The 235-nt window shown below is 38.7% G+C and carries 1 protein-coding gene; it reads left to right on the top strand.

Annotated features, from left to right (window positions below; genetic code table 11):
• Positions 1–29: 29 nt before the first annotated feature.
• Positions 30–235 (top strand): hypothetical protein (locus R2R70_RS23190; RefSeq protein WP_410979374.1); only part of this gene is annotated, 206 nt, incomplete at its 3' end.

Raw genomic sequence — 235 nt, 5'->3', positions numbered from 1 at the left:
ATGCGCAGCATAATATCGAAAACATTTCGATGCAATTAAGTGTAGAAGATGCCGTGATTAATTTGCAGTCGCTTTCAGCTACCTATGAGCAGTGGCAGCTTAATACCCAATTAGATGCAGAGCTTTTAGGTAACTTGCCTGTAAAAGGCTTAGTGACTTTAAAAAGTGACGAGCACCAAGCAAACTTAGAGTTAAACGGTGATTTAGCTGACTTAACTATACATTTAGAAACGAG

Source organism: Cobetia sp. SIMBA_158 (genome assembly GCF_046566945.1).
GTDB classification, from domain to species: Bacteria; Pseudomonadota; Gammaproteobacteria; order Pseudomonadales; family Halomonadaceae; genus Cobetia; species Cobetia amphilecti.
This window is presented reverse-complemented; position numbering and strand designations above follow the sequence as displayed.